The organism is Alpinimonas psychrophila, assembly GCF_014137865.1.
Taxonomy (GTDB): Bacteria; Actinomycetota; Actinomycetes; order Actinomycetales; family Microbacteriaceae; genus Alpinimonas; species Alpinimonas psychrophila.
This window is the reverse complement of record NZ_JACGWU010000001.1, coordinates 514,362-536,669: the sequence shown is the minus strand read 5'-3', so window position 1 is coordinate 536,669 and position 22,308 is coordinate 514,362. Positions and strand designations below refer to the sequence as shown.

The following is a 22,308-nucleotide window of genomic DNA, read 5'->3' as shown; positions in this document are numbered from 1 at the left end:
CGATGGTGCGTGTGGATGAGCGGCTCTTCTCTCTCATCCTCGCGCTCATCTCCTCGCGCCATGGCCTCACCAAAGACCAGATTCTCTCCACCGTTTACGGGTATTCGCCCGGCTACGCCAGTGGGTCATCCACAGCCGCTACGCAGGCAAACGCCTCCTTGGATCGCATGTTTGAACGCGATAAAGATGCGGTGCGCGAAATGGGGGTCGTCATTGAAACGCTGACGCCGCTTGATGACGTTGATGACAATAAGAATCAGCGATACCGCATCGCTGAGGACGCTTACGAATTACCCGCGGATGTGGGATTCACACCACAGGAGATGGCTCTACTGGAGCTGGCGGCACGAGCCTGGCGGGAAGGCTCGCTCTCCACAGAATCGCGTCACGCTCTCACTAAACTACGTTCCTTGGGCGTGACCGCCGATAGCCAGCTCTTAGGTGTTGCCCCGCGCATCCGCACGAATGATCGCGCCTTCGAGGCCCTGCGATCGATTCAAGCCGCCCACGGCGTCGCCGTTTTCAGCTACATCAAGCCAGGGGATACTCAAGCACACGAGCGCACGGCAGCTCCGCTGGGGTTGACGAATTGGCACGGAAACTGGTACGTCCTGGCTTGTGATCTGCCCGCCGGAGTCGAACGAACGTTTCTGTTGTCGCGCATTGTTTCCGATGTCCGAAAAGTACCCAATAGGACTCATGAACGCGTGGTCGAGGATTTTGCGTCCCGACTCCATTCGGAACTGGATGAGCGGGCCGCCGGCGCCGAGGCGGTTGTCGATGTCTCCCCACATACTGATGCTGCCCGGCGACTGGGTTCACGTTATGGACAACCGCTTGAGGGTCGCGTCGTCATTCCGTTTGCTGACCTGGACCTCCTCACCGACGAGCTTGTCGAATTTGGAAGCGATGTGCTCGCCGTCTCACCCCCCGAGCTCATCACCAGCATTATTGCCAAGCTCACCCTTGTGGAGCTGCAGCACACTGCGGGAGGCCGGTCGTGACAACATCGGGAACCCCTTCCACAACCGCACGTTCCACCAGCACGGGTGCCGCTGAGTCTAAGACCGGCCGAGAAAAGACGCCCGCCTTGGGGGCGAGCGATCGCGTTACGCTCTACCTAGCACTGGTGCCGTATCTTCTGCAGAACTCACCCGTGAGTGTCGCTGAAGCAGCTTCCCGGTTCCATGTCTCTCCGGCGGACATGCGTGACCTTGTGGGCAAGCTCTCCAACCTCGGTATTCCTGGTTCCGAGGGATATTACTTACCTAACGACCTCTTCGAAATCAACTTCGATCTCTTCGAAGATAACGACATCATCGATCTCCTCAGTGCGGTTGGTATTGTCGCCACGCCAAAGTTTTCAGGCACCGAAGCGGCAACACTCGTAGCGGGATTGCAATTCATTTCGGGCATCGTGGCCGCGGAGGAGCGCGCCTCCGTCGCGACGCTCATCGAAAAAATTGGGCTGGGCGCCTCGGCCAAACCCTCCAGTATTTTCGTGGCTACCCCGGAGCCCCCCGCCTGTTTTGACCTTCTGCGCACGGCATTCTCTCAGAATCGTCAGGTTCGCTTCCACTACCAAAATGCCCGCGGGGCGGCCGAGATGCGGTCCGTGTCACCGCTTCGCCTCGATCTCGTGGGGGACACGTGGTACCTGCGGGGGTGGTGCCACTTGCGTGACGCCCTTCGAACCTTTCGCCTCGACCGTATAGACGAAATGGTGGTCACCGACCGTCAAATTTCTCCCGAGGATCACGCGCTGACTCTTCCCGAGGCTCTTTTCGACGTGCGCGAAACAGACCTTGCCGTGGTCGTTCGCCTAGCCGAGGAAGCATTGCCCTTGATCGCGGAATACCACCCTGATGTCCACAGTGCCGCCTCGGGTGGTCAGGTTCTGGCCACCATCCTTTTTGCGCACCTCACCAACCTGTCGCGCCTAGTGGCCCGATACCCCGGAATCGTGCAGGTTATCGAACCGCCTGAGGCCATCCGTGCGGTGGCCGAATATGCTCGCGAGGCACGCGCCCGCTACGTCTAGCCCGTTACATCTCGCGCTCAGGGTTTCACATGCTGTTTGCCAGCTTCGGAGGTAGGCTAGACCTACGATTGGGACCGCTCAGGTCACTCAACCTAAGGATTTAATCATGGGCATCTTTGGAAACGCTTTCACCGGCTGGCACCTGCTCATCATCATTGCTGTCGTCGTTTTGCTCTTTGGTGCCCCCAAGCTTCCCGGCTTGGCCCGGAGCCTTGGACAGTCCATGCGCATCTTCAAGTCTGAGATCAAGACAATGAAGGATGAAGGCGCGGATGCAAAGGCTGAAGCTGCCGCAAAGGCAGACTCGGCTCCTTCCTCGGCGGGAGAAGCAAAGTCGGTCGCGGCCGAGTCTTCCGAGAAGATTCAGAGCGACCAGAAGTCCAGTTCGTAGCACCGTGGCAGCCCGGTTTCGGGGTGGCAAGAACCGCGAAGGACGAATGACTCTGGGAGATCACCTCCTAGAACTTCGCAAGCGTCTCTACATTGCTGCCGCAGCAATTTTGGTCGGCACGGTCGGCGGGTGGTTCGTGGCAGACCTCTTACTCAATCTGCTTCGCCAACCCATTTATACGATTGCGGAAGCCCAAAACCGTGTGGCAACGTTGAACTATGACGGTATTTCCAGTGCTTTTGACTTGAAACTTCAGATAGCCCTCACGCTCGGGATTGTGGCGACAAGTCCCGTCTGGCTTTATCAAATTTGGGCCTTCTTCATGCCGGGACTCACCCGTCGTGAGGTGAAGTACACGCTCGGCTTCTTCCTGAGCGCGATCCCTCTTTTTCTTCTCGGATGCTGGGCCGGCTGGACCGTCTTTCCCCACATTGTGGAACTGATGACGAGCTTTGCACCGTCCCAAGACTCGGCCATTATCACGGCGAAAACCTACTTTGACTTCGTTCTCAAACTCGTGCTCGTCGTAGGGGTCGCGTTCGTTCTGCCCGTCTTCTTGGTGCTCTTGAACTTCGCCGGGGTCATTAGTGCGAAGAGCATCCTGAAGTCTTGGCGCGTTGCCATTTTGTTGATTGTCCTCTTCACCGCGATCGCCACACCAGCCGCCGACATTCTCTCGATGTTTATGCTCGCTATCCCTATGGTGGTGCTGTATTTCACCGCCGCCGGAATTGCCTGGCTACACGACCGGCGTAAGGCAAAGAAAGCCAAATTGTTGCTGATTGACCCCGATGTCGCCAGCGTTCTCCCTCCCAGCGAACAACTACCGGTTTAGGGCTCTTTTGTGACGCAACTCTCGGCCGCCGAGCGCTTCGCGCTCTCCCAGGCACGCTCCAAGGCTCCTCTCCTCGAAGAGTTTCGCTCGGGACGCACCTTCGATCTAGATCCGTTCCAGATTGCGTCGTGCCAGATCCTGGAGGAGGGCAAGAGCGTCCTCGTCGCTGCCCCCACGGGGGCCGGCAAGACGATTGTGGCCGAGTTCGCGGTCTTTCTCGCCATGAGCCGTCCGGCGGCAAAGATTTTCTATACGACCCCCATGAAGGCTCTCAGTAACCAGAAGTACAACGAGTTTGTCGAGGAGTGGGGTTTTGATAACGTCGGGATTCTCACGGGAGATACGAACGTAAATTCCAACGCCCGCATCGTGGTGATGACCACAGAAGTTCTGCGAAACATGCTCTATGCCGGCTCGGATACCTTGAATGACCTTGCCTTTGTCGTGATGGATGAAGTGCACTACTTGGCGGATAAGTTTCGCGGCGCCGTGTGGGAAGAGGTCATTATCCACTTGCCGCAGCCCGTGCGGCTGGTCTCCCTCAGCGCAACGGTTTCCAACGCCGAGGAGTTTGGAGATTGGCTTCAGGCCGTGCGCGGGGACACCGAGATCGTGGTCTCCGAAGATCGGCCTGTGCCGCTTGATCAGCACGTTCTCATTGGCAACAAGTTCATCGACCTCTTTGACTCGGCAGCATCTGCCGCCCAGCATCGCGTCAACCCGGAGCTCCTGAGTCTGGCTCAGTCCCAATCTCGAGCCCCTCACATTCGTGGCGGTCAAAGCTTTGGTGGCGGGGGATCCAGTCGCGGTGGTGGTGGCAAGGGTAAACGCGGAGGCGGTCACAACGGTGGCGGTCAGGGTGGTGGCCAGGGCGGTTTTGGTGCTAATGCACCAATGCTCGGGCGCATGAATCGTGCCGATGTCGTGCAAATGCTGGGGGAGAAGAACCTTCTGCCGGCTATTTTCTTCGTTTTCTCGCGCGTGGGTTGCGACTCCGCTGTGGAGCAGGTTCTTCGCTCTGGGATCCGACTCACTGACGCCCAGGAACGGGAAGAGATTCGTGCGATCGTCGATGACCGTTGCCAGTCTTTGCTCGATGAGGACCTCGGTGTCCTCGGCTACTGGGATTGGCTGGACGGCCTCGAACGCGGTGTCGCAGCGCACCATGCCGGTCTGCTCCCGGCGTTCAAAGAGGTCGTGGAGGAACTCTTTCAACGCAAGTTGGTCAAAGCCGTGTTTGCAACCGAAACCTTGGCTTTGGGCATCAATATGCCGGCGCGATCAGTCGTTCTCGAGAAACTCGACAAGTTCAACGGTGAAGCCCGCGTTCCACTCACGCCGGGGGAGTACACGCAGCTCACTGGCCGCGCCGGGCGCCGCGGAATCGACGTGGAGGGACATTCCGTCATTCAGTGGAGTAATGCCCTGGATCCGCAGACGGTTGCCTCCCTCGCGAGCCGACGCACGTATCCGTTGAACTCAAGTTTTAAACCCACGTACAACATGGCCATCAACCTCATCACGAAGTTCGGGCGTTCGCGAACGCGTGACATTCTCGAGTCCTCCTTTGCTCAATTCCAAGCGGACCGCTCCGTGGTCGATCTCGCCCGCAAAGTAAAACAGCAAGAGGAATCCTTGTTGGGATTTGCCGAACCAATGGCATGCCACCTCGGGGACTTTGAGAGCTACTCCACCCTTCGACGCCGCCTCACCGATCTGGAGAAGACCGGCGCCCAGGTCGAGCACGGGTCGCGGGCGGAGCGGGAAAAGCGCAACCAGGAGCTTGCACGCCTGAGAAAGAGCCTGAAGAGCCATCCCTGCCACTCGTGTCCGGACCGGGAACAACACGCCCGCTGGGCCGAGCGCTGGTGGCGCCTCAAGCGTGAGACCGACAAACTGGTTCAGCAAATCAATACCCGCACGGGTGCCGTTGCGCGCGTCTTTGACCGAGTCTGTGACGTGCTCGTCGACTTGAACTATCTGGCCCGGGACCCGGACTCCCGCGACCTTGCGCTCACCCCCAGCGGCTCCACCCTCGGACGTATCTATGGGGAACGCGACCTCCTCGTGGCGGAGGCTTTGCGCCAGGGCCTCTGGAACAAGCTCGATGCCGCTTCACTGGCGGCTATGGCCTGCGCGGTGGTCTTTGAGCCCCGCCGCGACGAGGGGGTCATCAACGAACGCTACCTCCCCAAGGGAGAATTCAGAGAAGCCCTCGCTAACACTCAGACTCTCATTGCCGAGCTCGACGAACTCGAGCACCACCACAAGCTTCCCGGGGGCAACCCGCTGTCAACGGGCCTCTGTCAAGCCATGCATCGCTGGGCCAAGGGCGGTCGCCTCGACGATGTTCTCTTCGATGCTGATATGGCCGCCGGGGACTTCGTGCGCTGGTGCAAGCAGACCATTGACCTGCTCGACCAGCTTTCCAACGTCGGCGACGGCGACGTCGCTCGAACGGCTCGTTCCGCTCTCGACAACGTTCGACGCGGCATTGTCGCCTATTCCACGGTGGGCTAGGTGACTGCCCTTCTTCGTCCCCTCACACTGTGGCTCGCCTTGATCGTGGCGGCTATCAGCGGTTTTGCTTTAGAAGCCTCATTCCCGGAGCGCGGCTGGTGGCCTCTGGCCTTTGCAGGAGTGATTTTGCTCCTCTGGTCCCTCGTCGGCCGCGGACTGTGGACAGCTTTTCTCATTGGTATTGTCGCCGGGGCAGCGTTCTGGGGTTCATTGATTCACTGGTTAACGCTCTACTTGGGTCCCGTTCCCTGGCTGGCCTTGGCAGGCCTCCAAACTATTTTCTTCGGGTTCGGAGCAATGGCGCTTGCGGTCGTTCTCAATCGCGGCAACGCCCGGTGGCCTTCTCGCTGGGGGCGGTTTGGGCTTGTGCCTGTTGTTGTGGCAGCACTGTTCACCGCGCGGGAGGCAATTTCCGCGGTGTGGCCCTACGGTGGATTCTCGTGGGGGAGGCTTGCTCACTCCCAGTCGGAGGGGCCATTCGTCAACCTCGTCGCCTGGGTCGGAACATCAGGTTTGAGTTTCATCGTTGCCCTCCTGGCCGCCATTCTCTTTCAAATTCTGCGATCCGGGCAGGCGCGCAAAATGTGGCCCGTTTTTGCCGTAGCCACCGTTGTCGCTCTCGTCATTCCACCATTCCCCGTCCAGATCTCGGGATCCACGCGCGTCCTTGCTGTCCAAGGAAACTCTGATTCTGGTCTCTTTGCCCAATACACCCCGGGACAGATTTTGCAGGATCACGTGTCAGAAACTCTGCCCTATGCCGGGGAGAAAATTGACATGGTGATCTGGCCCGAGAACGCCTCTGACATCGATCCGTTGCGCAATACTCTTTCGGCCCAGACGCTGAATTACGTGAGCACCGCGCTCAACGCCCCGATCGTCGTCGGTACCATCACAAACCCCGAACCAGGACAGTACTTCAATAGTTCGCTCGTTTGGCAAGCCGGAAAAGGCGCCACGGCCCAGTATGACAAAATTCATCCGGTGCCCTTTGCCGAATATATGCCCAATCGGGAATTCTTTCGTTCGCTCCAACCCGACCTCGTGGACCTCGTCTCGCGTGACTATCAATTTGGAACCCGCCCTAACGTGGTCGATGTCGCGGGGGTCCCCGCGGGCGTGGCAATCTGCTTCGATATCGCCGACGATCAGCAGGCGTTCGACATGATTGCTCGCGGAGCTCAGATTATTTTGGCGCAGACCAACAACGCCGACTTCGGGCATACCGATGAGAGTGTTCAGCAGCTCGCGATCGCCCGCCTTCGCGCGGTGGAAACCGGCCGGAGCGTGGTCAATATTTCTACGGTAGGGACGAGCGCCATCATCACTCCCGGCGGATCCACCCTAAATCAGCTCCCCACATTCACCGCGGGGGCCATGCTCAACGATGTTCCTTTGAGCACGACAATTACCCCAGCCATGGCGTGGGGCCGCACCATTGAACTCGGCATCGTTGCTACAGGACTCGTGGGGTTAACGCTCGTCCTGATCAAGAATCCCGTTGGCGCCAAAAAACTACGGCGTCGAAACTAAGCGCCCAGCTTCTCTTGTCCGCGGCGCGACCGCAAATACAACAGGCGATCTTCCAGCAAAACTTCGAGTTCCTCGCGCGAGCGGCGCTCAAGGAGCATGTCGAAGTGGGTGCGAACCGGCTTCTCGTCGGGGGCATCGGGCAGTGCAACAAGGACACCGTCGGCATCCGTGAGCCGAGCATCTGCGCTACAGACGGGGCAGGACCATGTGGGTGGTGCCTCTGCGTCGGCAGAAAACATCAGCGCTACATCATGGCCGCAGGAAACACACGTGTAGACACACCGTTTGCGTTCCGAAAGTTCAACGCCAATGTCACTTTGTAAGCTTTGACTTCCGAGCCGAACTCCTCGAAGACTTTTCTGAGCCATGTGCGACCTCCTTAGTTGTCCCTATCTAAGCCAACACCCCAGAGTGCAGTCCTGTTCCTTCTGGGGGCAGCCTCACAGCTAACTCACAGGGCAAAAACCCTGTGCGCCACGTCACACCGGTCTGTCACAATGCCATCAACCCCGGCGGCTTTCAGGGCGATCATGTCCCGTTCTTCATTGACGGTCCAGATGTGCACCTCGACGCCGGCGGCGTGAAAATGCCTGATCATCGGCAAACTCGTCGTTCGCAAGCTTAAAATCTGGAGCGGGATCTGAACCGCATTCTCGTGACGTAACAGGTAACGCATCAGGGCGACCCACCCAACTTTTCCCGCCAGAACGGCCCCGAGAACGGTCATTGCGCTCGCGCTGGATGCCACGCCCGCAAGGAGTCGGAGAGTGCGTCGTTGACGAGCTCGGGAGAACGAGGCAATGAGAACGCGATCCGTGGCTGACGCGTTTGTGATGGCCAAGACCGTAGGTAAAATGGCGTCGGATGATTTCACGTCAATATTGAATTTTGCCTCCGGGAAGAAAGCTAAGGCTTGGTCAAGCGACGGAATGCTTCCCCCGCGGGGGAGGGGAACTGCCTGCAGCTCCGCCCAGGTGAGGTCTGCGATCCGCGCGCCCGTGGGTAAAACCTCGTCGTGAACGAGAACGGGGATGCCATCGGCCGTGGCACGAACATCCGTTTCAATAATCTGGGCGCCGGCAGCAAGGGCCGCGCCAAAAGCAGCGAGAGTATTCTCGTCGACCTCAAGCGCAAGCCCCCGGTGGGCCAAAATGCGAGGGAGCTCGCCATCGAAAAAAGGCGACCAGACTCTCGGAGGGAAATCTCGGGGACGGCTCACGAAGTGAACCTAGCACCGGTAATCGACTCCCAGCAGAACGAAGAGCGGCGAGGTGCGCATTGCTAGTCTGGAGGAAGTATCTTCTTTCATCTAGCCACCCCTTGGAGCACTCATGACAAACCCTCTTGCCCCCGGATCCCTTCTCGGCAAGCGCGCCTTGGTCACCGGCTCCTCTCGCGGCATCGGCGCCGAGACCGTCGGTTACCTCGCCACCGCAGGCGCCAGCGTCGTCGTGAACTTTCGCAATAAGGAAGCTCGCGCCCAGAAGATTGTGAATGCGATCACAGCCGAGGGTGGCCAGGCCATTGCCGTCGGGGCAGACCTGACCGATTCCGCTTCCGTTGAGGCCATGTTTGAGCAGGCAAAGACAACATTCGGTGGACTAGATATTTTGATTATGAATGCGTCTGGTGGCATGGAAAGCGGCATGGGCGAGGACTACGCCATGAAGCTCAACCGCGACGCCCAAGTCAACCTGTTGACCGCGGCCCTCGACGTTCTGGTCGATGGCGCCCGCGTCGTCTTCGTGACCAGTCACCAAGCCCATTTCATCCACACAACCCCCACAATGCACGAGTACCTTCCGGTCGCTCTGTCGAAGCGCGCTGGCGAGGACGCCTTGCGTGCCATGATTCCATTGCTCGAGGCCCGCGGCATCGGATTCACCGTGGTCTCTGGCGACATGATTGAGGGCACCATCACGGCAACACTGCTGGAACGCGCTAATCCAGGCTCCATCAGCGCCCGAAAGGAATCAGCCGGCCGACTCTATAACGTAAGTGAATTTGCGGCCGAGGTTGTGCTGGCAGCCGTCGAGCCTGTTCCAACGGACAACACTCGTCTCGTCGGAGATGTCAGCGGATTCGTCCAATAATTCATGACCCCTCCGAAGCACCGTCGGGCCTCCCGTGTCATTCTGCTGGATGATAGAGACAGATTTCTCCTGATGCTCACGGTCTCCTCGCGGCTAAAGATCCCGGTCGTTCAGTGGATTACTCCCGGTGGGGGAGTCGAGGCGGGGGAGAGTCACGAGCAGGGCGCCATCCGTGAACTCTTTGAAGAGACGGGGCTCGTCGTAAGCGACGTCGGCGCACCTGTGTTCACCATTGATGGCAGTCGCCTCTTTGCTTCGGGCCACGTGCAAACCACGCACAGCGAGTTTTTTGTCGTGCGCACCCCCGCTTTCACCCCCGTGACCGATCACTGGATGGAAAACGAGTTCGATGACATTCGCGATGTTCGCTGGTGGAGCCTCGAAGAGCTGAAGTCGACCGACGAGCCCTACTCACCGGAGCCACTCATTTCGCTGGTTGAAGCTGCCCTCACCCCTTAAAAACGTGGGCCCCGGCACAAATGCCGAAACCCACGTCGCTTAAACGTAGAAAACTTACGCCTGCGTAGCCTTCTTAGCGGCAGCAGCCAACGTGATGGCTCCCAGCGCCTGAGCAACAGCGAGCACGATGAGAAAGATGCCGGCAATGATGGTGAGCGTTGCGACACCATCAATGGGCACGAACAATACGACGACACCCGCAGCAACGCTGATGATGCCCGCAGCAATGGCGAAACCGCGCGACGCCTTGTTGGAGGATTCCACGAGGGTAGCAATGCCGTCAATGATCCACGAAATACCAATGAGAATACCGAGCAGTGCAAGGGAATCACCGGGGTTTTTGAGGGCAAAAATTCCCACGGCGACGAGCAGAACGCCCAGGATGATGCTCAGGGTGCGGCCGCCCGCGGTCAGTCCGGGCGCAAAGATTCCGACGGCGACGCGAACGATGCCGCGAACCAGAAAGTAGAGACCGAAGAGAACGGCGACAACAACGAGCGTTGCCATCGGCCAGGACAAAACAATGATGCCAACGAGCGCCGACAGTACGGCACCGATGATCAGACCCGTTTGGATGACTTTTACCGTGGCCTTGGCCGTGTTAGCGGAGTCGCCGTAGAAGGCAAAACCCTGAAATTCTGAGTTTGGTGTTGACATGGATTTTTTTCTCCCCATTCACATTTCGGTCCCGAAGTGGGTCCAACACGTAACCCTAGCGAGGCATCGACCACTTTGCCGGCATTTACGCCACAACTTCGGCGGTCGTGACGACGGTTGCGAATTCTCCGCCCGAAAGGTTGATGGAGGTAGCGCGGGACAGTTCCGCCGCGGTCATGGTGTCACCATCGTCACTCTTAAGGTCAAACGTGTGGGTGGCATCCGCTACAAAAAATACGTCATAGCCGAGATTTCCCGCCATGCGTGCTGTCGTTTCGCAGCACATGTTTGTTTGAATCCCCACGATGAAGAGTTGACCAATATTTTTCTCTTGCAACCACGCATGCAGGTCAGGAGTGCCATAAAAAGCAGAATTGACGGATTTTGCAATGACAAGAGCCGGTTCTGCCGCTGCCACGTAGGGCTTAAGCGCGTTGCCCGGATGGGAAGGAGTCAAGGGGCTGTCGGGATCGGCAGAGTCGTGATGCACGATCACAATGGGGCGCTTGGCTTTTTTCCAAGCCTCCAAGATGAGGGCAATGTTGTCGTCGGCCGCGGGGTTGTTGCGCGGGCCCCAATAGTCATTGATCTGGAAACCTTGTTGAACGTCGATAACGATGAGTGCGGCATCCGCTGAAATATGCATGTCATCATCATCGCCCCACACGGGTGGCAACCACAATCTAGAGTTGGCATATGAGTGCTCACGTCGTCAACGGCAATGTTTCCTTTTGGTACGACGAAGAGGGGATTCCTGCCCCGCGACCGGCTCTGGCCGAGTCGCTCACCGCAGATGTCTGCATTGTTGGTGCCGGCTATACGGGCCTGTGGACGGCCTACTACCTCAAGAAAGCATCCCCGACCCTCCGCATTGTCATGCTCGAGGAGCGCTTTGCGGGCTATGGTGCCTCCGGTCGCAACGGGGGCTGGCTCACCAACTCCATCACGGGGGGCCGCGATCAATATGTCGCGAGTCACGGCAAAACCGCTGTCACTGCGTTTCAGGACGCGATGAATGACACCGTAGATGAGGTCATCCGGGTTGCTACGGCCGAGGGTATCGACGCCTCCATAGTTAAGGGCGGCGAGCTGAACATCGCGAGTAATCCGGCTCAGCTTGCCCGTCTGCGCGAGGCGGTCAAGGATGAGCATGCTTGGGGTTTCGACGATGTCGAGATTCTGGATGCCGCCCAGGCGGCCGCGCGCATCAATATCCCTGGGGTAATGGCTGGCATGTGGCATCCACACTGCGCCAGAACTCATCCGGCAAAGCTTGTGCAGGGTCTGCGAGCCACGGTGCTGGCGCTCGGCGTCGAACTCTACGAGAACACCCGGGTGACCGAGATTGCGCCGCACGTTGCGCACACCGGGCGAGGGAGTGTCACTGCCGACCACATCGTTCGCGCCACGGAGGGCTTTACGGCATCACTCAAGGGGGAGCATCGCACCTGGCTGCCCATGAATTCCTCCATCGTGGTGACAGAACCGCTCTCGGAAGCTGTCTGGACCGACATCGGCTGGGAAGGACGCGAGACCCTCGGGGACATGGCCCACGTCTACTTCTATGCGCAGCGCACGCCCGACAACCGCATCGCCATGGGCGGCAGGGGAGTGCCCTACCGTTTCGGCTCTCGCACCGACAATGACGGCACGACTCAGGCCTCCACCGTGGAATCACTTTCGGGCCTCATTAAACGCTATTTCCCGGCTGCCGCTGGTGCCAACATTGATCGGGCGTGGTCAGGCGTGTTGGGTGTTCCCAGAGACTGGGCCGCAACTGTTGGGCTGGATGCCACCACAGGAATTGCGTGGGCCGGGGGATACGTGGGTACCGGCGTTACGGCCACGAACCTTGCCGGCCGAACGCTGTGCGACCTTATTTTGGGACGCGACACCGAGCTCACCAAACTGCCGTGGGTGAACCATCAGACCCGCAAATGGGAGATTGAGCCACTACGTTGGATCGCCACGCACGGTCTGTACGCGGCATATTCTCTTGCCGATGCGCGCGAAGACACCAGCCACAGTGCCAGCACCTCGGCCATCGCCCGCGTCGCCAATGTTATTACAGGAAGGCACTAACCGGAGTGATCAGGTGACATCTCGTCGCCACGAGGTTGCAAGTCCTGCGAGCGAGAGCACGATAGCGTAAGCGACCAGTACGAGGCCGCCCTGCCACCATTCGAGACTTACTGCACCGGCTGCACCAGCGCCGAAAGACGTGAAGAAGCTGGCGCCGACGAGGCTATCTCCGGCTGATCCCGGCAGGAACTGGCCAATTTGGGCTGTCCAGTCCCAAATGGAGGTACCAAAGCGCAGGATCGGCTCGACGAACTGGGTGAAGGCGAGCACGACGATGATCGAGGCAATTTGGTTGGGAATGAGCGAACCCACTCCTACACCGATGACGGCCCAGAGCGCCATTGCTAGCACAATGCGTACCGCGAGTAACCACGTCTCGGAACTACCGAGTGCACCGTCGTTGCCAGTGAGAGCGAGCACTGGGGCCCCAATTCCCATGGATGCCACAAGCCCAACGACCCCAAAGATCGCCCCAGCCACGCCCACCACCACGAGCTTCGCGGCAAGCACGACACCGCGGCGAGGTTCGGCAAGGAAAGTGGGGGTGAGTGTTTGGTAGCGGAACTCACCGGTTACGGCAAGCGCACCGAAGATGAGGGGGAAGACGTAGCCGACGGCCGTCGTGGTGCTGTAGACGATGGCCGGCAGTGATTCGGGAGGCAATTGCGGCGCGCCGGGGCTGGCTGCGAGCTGATTACCGAGCGCCCCAAACAGGCCGGCGAGCAAGCCCGCCGTGAAACCGACGTAGCCCAAGAGAATCAGTGCGAGAATCCACCAGAGGCGCACTGTAACGAGCTTGAGAGTTTCGGAACGCATTGCGGCGATCATCGGGCTTCCTCCGTCGCGGTCGGAACGACCTGAGCGGCCGGATCGGGGTCGGCACCCACGAGTCCGAGAAATGCTTCTTCAAGGCCGACATGTTCCGGCGCAAGGAGGCTGAGGACGATGCCCGCTGCCAGCGCAGCAGCGCCAACCTCGTCCGCCGTGAGTCCTGTCGCAACCAACACCCCGGCATCCGGGTGAACTTCGGCACCAGCGGCAATGAGAGCTAGTGCGAGCGCGGGTTGGTCGACCGCACTGACCCTTACCCGCGCGCCCGACTCGAGGCCGGCGAGCGATCCCTCGTAGACAGCTTCACCGCGCGTGATGATCACCACGCGGTCTACACTTTGTTGTACCTCGCTGAGTTGGTGAGAGGAGACAAGCACTGTACGGCCCTCTGCAGCCCGCGCGCGCAGGAAACCGCGCATCCAGCGGATTCCTTCCGGGTCGAGCCCGTTTGTTGGCTCATCGAGTACGAGCACACCAGGGTCCCCAATCAGGGCGAAGGCCAGACCAAGGCGTTGGCGCATGCCAAGAGAGTAACCGCCCACACGGCGGTCGGCGTCATCGTGCAGACCGACAAGGTCCAGAACCGTTCCGACCCGCTCGCGCGGGATACTCGCGGCTGCCGCGTACACCCGCAGGTGGTTGCGTGCAGTTCGTCCTGGGTGAAAGCTGGAGGCCTCCAATGCAGTACCCACAGTCGAGAGCGGGTTGGGCAGGTCGCGGTAGGCAGCCCCGGCGAATGTCGCGGTACCACTCGTGGGACGAACAAGCCCAAGCAACATGCGCAATGTCGTGGTCTTTCCCGCACCGTTGGGTCCTAGGAAGCCTGTTACAACGCCTGGTTCAACGGTGAAGCTGAGATTGCTCACTGCCTTGACAGCGCCAAATGATTTAGTGATCGACTGAAATTCGATGGATGTACCCCGCATAGTGTCCATGTCAACCAGCCTAGACGAGTAAATTCGATCGTGCTCCGTCTCACAAAGATATGTCCGATAATGCACATTATGTCAGTTTAAAGAAACCATGAGCCCTGTTACGCATCAGCCGTCAGTATGGTCAGTGTTTATTACAGTGACTCGATTAGGGTGGCGCTCATGAGCAAAGCTGCGAACCAACCCGTCCCCGTCCTCCAACTCCGGGTCATCGTCGAGGCCGAAGATTTCGACGCCGCAATTGCCTTTTATCGAGACGCGCTCGGTTTGCCCGAGCAAGCAGCGTTTGAAGGCGACGGCGATGCCCGGGTGTCAATCCTGGATGCTGGACGAGCGACACTCGAAATTGCAAACCCTGCCCAAAAAAGAATGATCGACCTGGTCGAGACGGGCGCACCTCAGCGTCCCGGTATTCGGCTCGCGTTCGAGGTAACGGACGGGCGCGGTGTCACTGCACAACTCGAGACCGCCGGAGCCGTCATCGTTGGCGATCCACGCGAGACACCGTGGAAGTCCCTGAATTCACGGCTCGAGGCCCCTGCCGGGCAACAAATCACGATTTTCGAAGAACTCGAAAGATTACAAGATCGCACTCAACGTCCTGGATTTGGAACGAACGCTCAGCGTTAGCACTCCCCTGCTACATAAGTATTGACCTCACAAGCAGTGAATCCATTGAGGCAAGAAACCTCACAAAGAAATACCGGCAACGGCTTGAGATGATTGCACGACGTGGCTACCAAATGTAGTGTCCAATCATGGCTGAGCATGAAGAGCTGGCAGTTTTCCTGGGCGACTGGCACGCTGAGGGAACCTCGTATGGTGGTGACGAGCAGTCGCTGGACAATCCGCACGCAGGAGCCAGTCCGTGGAACAGCATCCACTCCGCTCGGTGGCACTCGGGCAACTACTTCATCGTGCAAGACGAGCGAGCGAACGGTCCGTTCGACACACTCAGTCTGATGGGCTGGGACGTGGAAGCTGGCCGCTATTTCATCCGAACGATTGAGAACCATGGTTTCGCTCGCGATTACACCGTGACCGTCGACGGTCGTACGTGGACGCTGACCGGCGGGCACGAGCGAGCAACCTACAGATTCAGTGTTGACGGTCGCAGTCAAGAGATCACCTGGGAGTGGAAGCCGGCTGGAGTATGGCTACCGCTCTGTGATCGCACCGCTCATCGCGTCAATTGATCGAGCGCGACCGTCCAGTATTGGGGGAACGCTCTCACGAGACGTGTCACAGCTGCGTTAGACGCTCAGGAGCGACTTTATATAAATGAGTTCACCTGCGTGAGCAGCAGATTGCACATCAAGGTCGTATCGGGTCTGGAGGTTCATCCAAAATCGATCCGATGTACCGAGTGCTCGCGGAATGTGAAGCGCCCTATCAGCGTTAGCACTCCCCCACTACTTAATGCACCGAGGACTGCCGCCTGCACTACTACTTCTCGCTATGAAGTGTAAGTATCGAATGAAATAGGCTTTCAAGGGAATCGCAAAGGAAACGTGTCACGGGACGTTGTAGCGATGGGTTCTTTAGGTTCTTTCAAACGACCCGAAACCGATTTAACTGCGGTCCTTTGGTCCATTAGTAAACTAATGGACTAGGGTTGATTTATGTTCACGAACGAGGGCCCGATATTTCAGCAACTCGCTGCGATGATCGCCGACGGGATCGTCAACGGAACCTATCTCGAGGAGACGGCTGTACCCTCGGCAACTGACTTCGCGGCGTTCCACCGAATGAACCCGGCCACGGCGAGCAAGGGCGTCAACACGCTCGTTGACCTTGGTGTGCTCTACAAGAAGCGCGGGGTCGGCATGTTTGTTGCGTCGGGGGCGAGGGAGATTCTCCGCGCCCAGCGTCGCGATGAGTTCCGCAAAAAATACCTGCAGCCGCTTCTTCGAGAAACTGCCGTTCTCGGTATCACGACCGGCAAACTGCATTCGATGATCGATGACGAAGGACAGGATCCAAGATGACTAACGCAGTCGATATTCGCTCCATCAGCCGCAGCTTCGGGCGCACGCGAGCACTTGAGGACATCACACTCTCCGTGCCGGACGGGTCAATCTGCGGTCTTTTTGGCAGGAACGGTGCTGGCAAGACGACGATCATGTCGATCCTGGCCGGTCAAGACCGACCAACCTCCGGCAACGCGAAAGTGTTCGGGGAACATCCGTTTGAAAACTCTTCAACCCTGTCCAAGATCAGCTTTGTTCGCGACAACCAGCGTTATCCCGATGACTATCGCCTTCATCACGTGCTCCGAATCGCACCCAGGTTCGCCCCGAACTGGAGCGTGGACGTTGCTGCGGAACTCGTTGACGGGCTGCGGATCCCTGCGAAAATTCCTATCAAGAAGTTCTCCCGTGGGCAACTTTCCTCCATCGCGATCGTGATGGGCCTCGCATCGCGCGCACCGCTCACACTCCTCGACGAGCCTTACCTCGGCCTGGACATCACCGCACGCGCCCTGTTTCACGACCTGCTCTTGCGCGACTACAGCGCACACCCCCGCACCGTCATACTCTCAACGCACCTCATTGAGGAATCTGAGGCGCTCTTCGACCGAGTGATCATCATCGATCGGGGTCGAGTCCGCGTCGATTGCGAGCGTGACGAAGCTTCGAATCTCGCGTTCACCATCAGCGGACCCGCGGACGCCGTAGACAAGCTGTCTACCAACCGTAGGGTCCTGCTCACCCACGCCGCTGGCGGCCTTCGATCAGCGACCATCACGGGAGAAGCCAGCGACGAGCTCGTTCTTCAGGCTCGCACCCTGGGCGCCACGATCTCATCGGCATCCCTTCCAGAACTCGTGGCGGCATACGGTGCAGACGCCCCGGAGTCGACTCTCATCAAGAAAGGTGCACGCGCATGAGTGCCGTCGTCTCCACCGTCAGGCTCCACCTGAACCGTCGAGCAGCAACGTTCATCGTGCCACTCACCATCGCCGGAACGGTCGCCCTCATCTCGGTGCTGATTGCGCTGATCTTCTGGCGGTCCGGCAGTCAGCCGGGCAGCGAGGGTTGGATCTACGGATCACAAAGCAATCCCGGCATCGTGTACGCCCTCCTGGGGTTCCTTGGCTATCTGGGGGTCTCGACCGTTGCCACCACCTTCCCTTTCGCACTCACCCTCGGAGCGACCAGACGAGCGTTTGTCGCCGGAACCCTCATCTGGGACGCAATGATGGCTGCCTACATAGCCGTCATATTTGCCATCCTGACCGCGATCGAGATCGCTACCAACCACTGGTTCGTCGGCTTCTACATCTTCGATATCTACGTTCTGGGCGGCGCTGACATGCCGCGGCTGTTGCTGATCGTGTTCCTCGGGGTGCTCACGACACTAACCATCGGCGGAGTCTTCGCCGCAGGCTGGGTACGATTCGGCGCACTCGGTCCACAACTCATCGCGGTTGGCGTCGTCCTTGCCCTCGCTATTGCGGCAATCACCCTCGTACCCCAGGCCGCCGCCATCGCCACCGCCTTTCAACTTTGGTGGCTCGCAGCCGCATCCGTCACCGTCATCATTCTCGCTGCCATCGGAACATGGCTCCTCCTCCGCCCAGCCATCGTGCGGTAGCTAACAGAGTCCATAAGCCCACGCGGGCTCCCGTGTACCCCTCACGCCGAAGCACTTTCTCGCCGATCCGGCACTCTCCGCGCGCCTGCTGGGCCTCAATGAGGTCAAACTGCTCTCAGCCACCGGGACCGCGACGAACAACCGGGACCGGAGTCGCCTCGGCGATTTCTTCGAAGCACTCGTCGCCTTCAGCCTCCAGACCTATGCGGCAGCGCGAGCGGGTGAAGGGCTGCGCAACGGACCGGTGATGGGGGAAGACTCCCTGTGGCTCACGCTGATTCTCCTTTGATTACGGACGGGTGTCGCAGGCTTGGCCGTTGATAATTGTGGAGGGCTAGTGGATTTGCGTTTCTGAGAGGACGACCTTTTCGCCTCTCGTTCCCTTTATGACGCAGCACGGTCAGAGTAGGCGTAGGGCCGCCCTCATCGGGTTGGTCATTTTGTCGTTCTCCGAAAACTTAAGCGGTTGGCGGTCACACGCGCCCCGCGCGAATCGTCATATAGATAAGGGATGCAATTCGCAGCCCTGCGCAACCAAACGAACGGGAAGCACACTGATGAAAACAATGACATGCCGACAGCTAGGCGGTCCGTGTGACCATGAGCTTCGTGCGCAGACAGCCGATCAGGTCATCAAGTACCAAGACCGCCACCTCAAGCAGGCAGTTAAGGACGGTGACGCCACACATGAGCAGGCGCGTGAGGACATGAAAAACCGTTGGAAACACCCGAAGCAATCGATGGACTGGTACTCAGGCACGAAAAAGGCGTTCGCCGCGCTCCCTGAGGACTAAGGTGAGCCTCGACCGTCCGCGCAGGCTGATGAAGACTAGGACCACTATGGAACAGACCGCCGAGTTCGAGCAGCAGAGGCCCCGGTTGCTGCGGGTCGCAGCGCGAGTACTCAACGACCCACATGAAGCTGAGGATGTCGTCCAGAACGCGTGGCTGCGCATGGATGCGGCAGACGGCGACATTGACAATCTTCCGGGCTGGTTGACGACGGTTACCACCCGATTGTGTTTGGACCGGCTGCGGGCTCGCATCCCGGTCCCCGAAGCGGACGTCGACGTTGTTGAGACTGCACCCGATGCGTCTGAGAAAATAGCTCTCGCTGAGACGGTTGGTGTAGCCCTTCACCTCTTGCTTGATCGGTTGACCCCTACAGAGCGGGTTGCGTTTGTGCTGCACGACAGCTTCGGGTTCGACTTTCACACGATCGCGGAAATCTTGGGCAGGACACCGGTGGCCGCACGCAAGCTGGCGTCTAGGGCACGGAGCAAAGTGGCGCAGCCGACGACACGGTCTGTTAATTTGGAGGGGCAAGCCGATTGGCAAGTGGTCGACGCGTTCCTGGCCGCAGCCCGAAACGGGGACTTCACCCGATTGCTGGAGCTCCTCGCCCCCAACGTCGTAGTGGAAGGCGACCCAGCCGCCGTCACCCTCGGAACACCGGACCACCTAGAGGGGGCTGAACAGGTGGCGCGGTTCTTCAATGGCGCAGCCAAAGCCGCGTTCCCCGTCTACATTGAAGAGCGGCCGGGAGCCGCCTGGATTCACCGCGGCGAACCGAAAGTTGTTTTCGACTTCAGAATCGATTGTGGAATGGTCCAGCGAATTGACTTCCGAGCGGAGCCAAGGATCCTGAAACAAGTCCAGCACCGCCAAGGCCAGCAGCGAGTGTGACCGTACCGAACTTCCTCAGGCTCCTACGACGGCCATGGGCGCATCCGCTATACCGGTCGAGTAACTCTTGACGCAAACGTCCCACCGTGTGCCGGGGCCCGCAAGCCGTCTCGCTTGCGGGCCCCGTTTGGCCCAGAGATTGAGATCCACCCGGTGTCGGTTTCCCAATTCACGGGTCATTCGGGACAACTTTTATGGGCAACGCTTACCGATTGGAACCTGGATGCGGGTGGTCCCGGTATCGGTCTTAATGGTCAACGGGACGACTGCTCAACCGATTCGATCACCAGATGCGCCTCGCCACATATCCGTTCCACTTTCGCGGAATGGGTCAGGCTGGCGTTGTCAGTAGGAGACGACAGTCTGCTGGTAGAGCGCTAGGCGCAGCCGTTCTTCAATTACACAGTAGACGCTGGTCATTGTCGCGACGAAAGGTGCTTCATTGCCACGAACCGATTGGGCGCTATAGATCAACGCGGCGGTTTCAGTACCCAGCGGGACATGTCGGGTCTCTGACATCTCGTACTGATCCCACGTGGGTGCACCATCAAGACTCGCCTTGACCGCCGCGCGGTCGAGGACCATCCCATTGGAGATGATCATCAACCCGTCGGGGGTCATTAGGTCTCCGTAGAAAGATCCACCGCTTCCCTCGCAGAGTGAATCCCAACCTGCGCGTTCCGTGGCCAAAAGAGAATCGAGTTCTAGGAGGGTCATGTGAACCACCATACTTGCACCGTTTTCAGTGAGGAGAGAGTGCATTCCGTTTGGATCGAACCGTCCCGTAACCCGAACGCCATTCGAGCAATCTTCGGCTGGCGCTGATGCCGATTCTTGTCTGGAAGAATCGGGAGATGACTGTGACCCTTCAGCGAATCCTCACTAGCGAGTTCCCGTCGTGGTTGGACCGCAGCTGCACCGAATACGTCGGTGATTTAGTTACCCAGGGTGGATCGCACGAGGAAGCTCAACGCATAGCGGCCGAGAGCATGGCTCGTTCGTTCCCGGATGGTGCTCCGAGCCCTGGTAATGAGGTCTTTCACGTCATGAACAAAGCGGGTGAGGCAGTGGGATACCTGTGGATCGGACAGGATGTCAGCGCCGATCCAGGGGCGTGGTGGGTCTGGGACGTTGTCATCGACCCTGACCAGCGTGGTCAGGGTTTCGGGAGAGCGGCCATGCTCCTCGGCGAGGAATACGCACGCTCACATGGTGCGCATTCTCTCGGCCTTAGCGTCTTCGGTTTCAACACCGGTGCTCGGGGGCTCTACAACTCGCTTGGGTACGAAACAACTTCGGTGAAGATGCTCAAAAACCTCATCTGAGCCTTCCGAAAGAGACAGGAAGGCCGCATACCGAAGGCTCAGCGGTATTGGGTATCTCACGCGCTATCGGTGAGGATGGCCCAGCGTTCCGTTTCCACCGTCGGATTCGCGTGGGCCGGCGAACACTTCCTTTCAGCGCCTTTCTGGCGTTGCGATTCCCTGCAGAACCTGGTCGACCAACGTCTCGATCGTGGGCCGGTCCAGAGGACCGTGTCCGAACAATAACCGCAGGTACACGGGTCCGTACAGGCCGTCGAGCACGACTTCAAGGTCGAGATCAGCACGCAGTTCGCCACGCTCAGTGGCGCGGAAGAGGACGTCGCGCCCCACTGTCCGCCGCGGCTCAAGCCAGCCCGACCGGAATGCCGCCGCTAGCTGCGTGTCGTGCTGAGCCTCGCCCAAAAGCGCGACAGCCATCAGCCCCAGATTGGTTTGTCCGAGCACGTCTACGAGAGCGGACACCTGTGCGACAAGGTCCTCCCGCAGGGTCCCGCTGTCAGGAAAAGCAAGGTCAGCTTCGACCCCGGACAGAAACGCTTCGAGTAGTATCGCTCCCTTGCCCGCCCACCACCGGTAGATTGTGGCTTTGCTCGCGCCAGCCCGGTCCGCGATCGCGTCGATGGTCATGCGTGAGTATCCAGATTTTTCGAATAGCTCGATCGCCGCCTTCAAGACCGCTTCGTGTGTGCGTGATGAACGCCGAGAGGGAGGGATCGGCTTCTCGCGGTGTTGATCGGTCACAGGGCGAGTCTAACGAAACGAAACGATTCGTGTAGGCTGCAAACCGAAACGCTTCGTTTCGCCAGAATCGAAAGGGCAACCATGTCTCAGATCGCCGTATTGATCACGCACCGGACCAAGCCTGGTCAACGCGATACCGTTCGTGCCATCTGGCACCGGCACATGGCCCCGGCCGTCCAGGCCAACGACGGCCACGACGCCTACTTTTACTGCGTCGACCCCGCCGTCCCGGACGTCGTGTGCGCCTTCCAGGTGTATCGCGATGCGGCCGCCTCCGCCGCTTTCCTGACCACCAACGCCTACCGCGACTACGAGCACGAGGTCACCCCTTTTCTCCTGGGCCCCCCTGACGTCAAGCAGCTTGTCCCCGTTTGGTCCAAGGAGTGACCAAGGCGTGACCAAAAGCATCTAACGGCGAGATAGTTCGCTCGACGAGCCGCCCGCAAGCGGGACGGTCTACGGGACAGATTGCGAGTCGCATCACCAGGCTGTCCAGCTCTCCCACCTTGTGTCAGATGGGAACGTCATGCGCACCACGGTGTTCCTGGTTGCATCGCCGCGCGATTTCCGTTGCGACAGACCCCC

At 59.2% G+C, this 22,308-nt stretch carries 26 protein-coding genes; 18 read left to right on the top strand and 8 right to left on the bottom strand.

What is annotated here, in order from left to right; genetic code table 11:
* The first annotated feature begins 2 nt into the window (after positions 1 to 2).
* The 6 genes from FB555_RS02455 (at position 3) to lnt (ending at position 7,320) form a co-directional block, all read left to right on the top strand.
* Positions 3 to 1,004, top strand: a complete 1,002-nt coding sequence (locus tag FB555_RS02455; RefSeq protein WP_182483837.1) for a helix-turn-helix transcriptional regulator — start codon at positions 3 to 5, stop codon at positions 1,002 to 1,004.
* Entirely contained in the window at positions 1,001 to 2,041 is a 1,041-nt protein-coding gene (locus FB555_RS02450) for a helix-turn-helix transcriptional regulator (RefSeq protein ID WP_182483836.1), read from the top strand. Before FB555_RS02455 ends, FB555_RS02450 begins: the two co-directional genes overlap by 4 nt.
* Before the next feature lie 106 nt (positions 2,042 to 2,147).
* The gene (gene tatA, locus FB555_RS02445; protein WP_182483835.1) at positions 2,148 to 2,432 is read left to right on the top strand and encodes a Sec-independent protein translocase subunit TatA; all 285 of its coding nucleotides are present in this window, start codon (positions 2,148 to 2,150) and stop codon (positions 2,430 to 2,432) included.
* A 46-nt stretch (positions 2,433 to 2,478) separates the two neighbouring features.
* Positions 2,479 to 3,267: a twin-arginine translocase subunit TatC gene (gene tatC, locus FB555_RS02440; RefSeq protein ID WP_182484264.1), complete on the top strand. Its 789-nt coding sequence runs from the start codon at positions 2,479 to 2,481 to the stop codon at positions 3,265 to 3,267.
* Positions 3,268 to 3,276: 9 nt separating this feature from the next.
* Complete coding sequence (locus tag FB555_RS02435) at positions 3,277 to 5,787, top strand: DEAD/DEAH box helicase (RefSeq protein ID WP_182483834.1); 2,511 nt, start codon at positions 3,277 to 3,279, stop codon at positions 5,785 to 5,787.
* A complete protein-coding gene (gene lnt / locus FB555_RS02430; RefSeq protein ID WP_182483833.1) occupies positions 5,788 to 7,320 on the top strand; it encodes an apolipoprotein N-acyltransferase in 1,533 nt (510 codons plus the stop codon).
* On the opposite strand, the gene FB555_RS02425 is transcribed toward lnt, so the two are convergent.
* Positions 7,317 to 7,688 carry an RNA polymerase-binding protein RbpA gene (locus FB555_RS02425; protein ID WP_182483832.1) on the bottom strand — a complete coding sequence of 124 codons (372 nt, stop codon included), beginning with the start codon at positions 7,686 to 7,688 and terminating at the stop codon, positions 7,317 to 7,319. The genes lnt and FB555_RS02425 overlap by 4 nt on opposite strands.
* Before the next feature lie 83 nt (positions 7,689 to 7,771).
* Positions 7,772 to 8,539: a glycerophosphodiester phosphodiesterase family protein gene (locus FB555_RS02420; protein ID WP_182483831.1), complete on the bottom strand. Its 768-nt coding sequence runs from the start codon at positions 8,537 to 8,539 to the stop codon at positions 7,772 to 7,774.
* Positions 8,540 to 8,651: 112 nt separating this feature from the next.
* Here FB555_RS02420 and FB555_RS02415 point away from each other — a divergent pair, with 112 nt between their 5' ends.
* Both FB555_RS02415 and FB555_RS02410 read left to right on the top strand, forming a co-directional pair.
* Complete coding sequence (locus tag FB555_RS02415) at positions 8,652 to 9,413, top strand: SDR family oxidoreductase (RefSeq protein ID WP_182483830.1); 762 nt, start codon at positions 8,652 to 8,654, stop codon at positions 9,411 to 9,413.
* Positions 9,414 to 9,416: 3 nt separating this feature from the next.
* Positions 9,417 to 9,872 (top strand): NUDIX hydrolase, encoded by a 456-nt coding sequence (locus tag FB555_RS02410; RefSeq protein ID WP_182483829.1) that lies wholly within the window; start codon positions 9,417 to 9,419, stop codon positions 9,870 to 9,872.
* A gap of 54 nt (positions 9,873 to 9,926) precedes the next feature.
* Here the strand turns inward: FB555_RS02410 and FB555_RS02405 are convergent, their stop codons facing one another.
* Both FB555_RS02405 and FB555_RS02400 read right to left on the bottom strand, forming a co-directional pair.
* On the bottom strand, positions 9,927 to 10,529 hold the full coding sequence (locus FB555_RS02405; protein WP_182483828.1) for an HdeD family acid-resistance protein: 603 nt from the start codon (positions 10,527 to 10,529) through the stop codon (positions 9,927 to 9,929).
* Positions 10,530 to 10,614: 85 nt separating this feature from the next.
* Positions 10,615 to 11,175: a cysteine hydrolase family protein gene (locus FB555_RS02400; RefSeq protein ID WP_182483827.1), complete on the bottom strand. Its 561-nt coding sequence runs from the start codon at positions 11,173 to 11,175 to the stop codon at positions 10,615 to 10,617.
* A 50-nt stretch (positions 11,176 to 11,225) separates the two neighbouring features.
* Here FB555_RS02400 and FB555_RS02395 point away from each other — a divergent pair, with 50 nt between their 5' ends.
* Positions 11,226 to 12,611 carry an NAD(P)/FAD-dependent oxidoreductase gene (locus FB555_RS02395; protein WP_182483826.1) on the top strand — a complete coding sequence of 462 codons (1,386 nt, stop codon included), beginning with the start codon at positions 11,226 to 11,228 and terminating at the stop codon, positions 12,609 to 12,611.
* 9 nt (positions 12,612 to 12,620) lie between these two features.
* Here FB555_RS02395 and FB555_RS02390 read toward each other — a convergent pair whose 3' ends face one another.
* Both FB555_RS02390 and FB555_RS02385 read right to left on the bottom strand, forming a co-directional pair.
* A complete protein-coding gene (locus tag FB555_RS02390) occupies positions 12,621 to 13,439 on the bottom strand; it encodes an ABC transporter permease (protein ID WP_182483825.1) in 819 nt (272 codons plus the stop codon).
* Complete coding sequence (locus FB555_RS02385; RefSeq protein WP_246323500.1) at positions 13,436 to 14,377, bottom strand: ABC transporter ATP-binding protein; 942 nt, start codon at positions 14,375 to 14,377, stop codon at positions 13,436 to 13,438. Before FB555_RS02385 ends, FB555_RS02390 begins: the two co-directional genes overlap by 4 nt.
* 159 nt (positions 14,378 to 14,536) lie before the next feature.
* On the opposite strand from FB555_RS02385, the gene FB555_RS02380 reads away from it, so the two are divergent.
* The 7 genes from FB555_RS02380 to FB555_RS02350 all read left to right on the top strand — a co-directional run bounded on the left by FB555_RS02380 (position 14,537) and on the right by FB555_RS02350 (position 19,657).
* The gene (locus FB555_RS02380; protein WP_182483824.1) at positions 14,537 to 15,004 is read left to right on the top strand and encodes a VOC family protein; all 468 of its coding nucleotides are present in this window, start codon (positions 14,537 to 14,539) and stop codon (positions 15,002 to 15,004) included.
* 128 nt (positions 15,005 to 15,132) lie between these two features.
* The gene (locus FB555_RS02375) at positions 15,133 to 15,570 is read left to right on the top strand and encodes a hypothetical protein (RefSeq protein WP_182483823.1); all 438 of its coding nucleotides are present in this window, start codon (positions 15,133 to 15,135) and stop codon (positions 15,568 to 15,570) included.
* 426 nt (positions 15,571 to 15,996) lie between these two features.
* Positions 15,997 to 16,362, top strand: coding sequence for a GntR family transcriptional regulator (locus FB555_RS02370; RefSeq protein WP_182483822.1), 366 nt, complete (start codon positions 15,997 to 15,999; stop codon positions 16,360 to 16,362).
* On the top strand, positions 16,359 to 17,264 hold the full coding sequence (locus FB555_RS02365; RefSeq protein WP_182483821.1) for an ABC transporter ATP-binding protein: 906 nt from the start codon (positions 16,359 to 16,361) through the stop codon (positions 17,262 to 17,264). The genes FB555_RS02370 and FB555_RS02365 overlap by 4 nt, the downstream gene beginning before the upstream one ends.
* On the top strand, positions 17,261 to 17,971 hold the full coding sequence (locus FB555_RS02360; protein WP_182483820.1) for a hypothetical protein: 711 nt from the start codon (positions 17,261 to 17,263) through the stop codon (positions 17,969 to 17,971). The genes FB555_RS02365 and FB555_RS02360 overlap by 4 nt, the downstream gene beginning before the upstream one ends.
* A 557-nt stretch (positions 17,972 to 18,528) precedes the next feature.
* A complete protein-coding gene (locus tag FB555_RS02355; RefSeq protein ID WP_182483819.1) occupies positions 18,529 to 18,765 on the top strand; it encodes a hypothetical protein in 237 nt (78 codons plus the stop codon).
* Between the two features lie 46 nt (positions 18,766 to 18,811).
* On the top strand, positions 18,812 to 19,657 hold the full coding sequence (locus tag FB555_RS02350; protein WP_182483818.1) for a sigma-70 family RNA polymerase sigma factor: 846 nt from the start codon (positions 18,812 to 18,814) through the stop codon (positions 19,655 to 19,657).
* 345 nt (positions 19,658 to 20,002) lie between these two features.
* Here the strand turns inward: FB555_RS02350 and FB555_RS02345 are convergent, their stop codons facing one another.
* Positions 20,003 to 20,386, bottom strand: a complete 384-nt coding sequence (locus FB555_RS02345) for a nuclear transport factor 2 family protein (RefSeq protein ID WP_246323499.1) — start codon at positions 20,384 to 20,386, stop codon at positions 20,003 to 20,005.
* Between the two features lie 125 nt (positions 20,387 to 20,511).
* Between FB555_RS02345 and FB555_RS02340 the strand changes: the two genes are divergently transcribed.
* Complete coding sequence (locus FB555_RS02340) at positions 20,512 to 20,982, top strand: GNAT family N-acetyltransferase (protein ID WP_182483816.1); 471 nt, start codon at positions 20,512 to 20,514, stop codon at positions 20,980 to 20,982.
* A 132-nt stretch (positions 20,983 to 21,114) separates the two neighbouring features.
* On the opposite strand, the gene FB555_RS02335 is transcribed toward FB555_RS02340, so the two are convergent.
* Positions 21,115 to 21,723 (bottom strand): TetR/AcrR family transcriptional regulator C-terminal ligand-binding domain-containing protein, encoded by a 609-nt coding sequence (locus FB555_RS02335; protein WP_182483815.1) that lies wholly within the window; start codon positions 21,721 to 21,723, stop codon positions 21,115 to 21,117.
* A gap of 81 nt (positions 21,724 to 21,804) precedes the next feature.
* On the opposite strand from FB555_RS02335, the gene FB555_RS02330 reads away from it, so the two are divergent.
* Positions 21,805 to 22,110, top strand: a complete 306-nt coding sequence (locus tag FB555_RS02330; protein WP_182483814.1) for a putative quinol monooxygenase — start codon at positions 21,805 to 21,807, stop codon at positions 22,108 to 22,110.
* The last annotated feature ends 198 nt before the right edge of the window (positions 22,111 to 22,308 follow it).